General features: G+C 30.9%; 1 protein-coding gene. It reads left to right on the forward strand.

Going from position 1 to position 223, the window contains the following annotated elements; genetic code table 11:
- On the forward strand, positions 1 to 223 hold a 223-nt coding region (locus OU788_RS12845), incomplete at both ends, for a DNA cytosine methyltransferase (RefSeq protein ID WP_274635509.1).

Consider the following 223-nt stretch of genomic DNA (forward strand, 5'->3'; position numbering starts at 1 on the left):
TATATAATTTATAGAGCTCACGCTGTTGATTTTGGTGTGCCTCAAAAAAGAAAACGAGTATTTTTTATCGCTTCAAAAAATGGCATCATTGGAGAACCAACTAAAACACACGGTTCAGAGAAAGAATTACTTTTAAATAATGATTTAAAACCTTATGAAAGAGTAATCGATTGGATTGGAAAGTTTGATGATGATAAGTATTTTGAACCTGAAGAAAGTACAG

The organism is Tenacibaculum sp. L6 (assembly GCF_028823685.1).
Classification (GTDB): domain Bacteria; phylum Bacteroidota; class Bacteroidia; order Flavobacteriales; family Flavobacteriaceae; genus Polaribacter.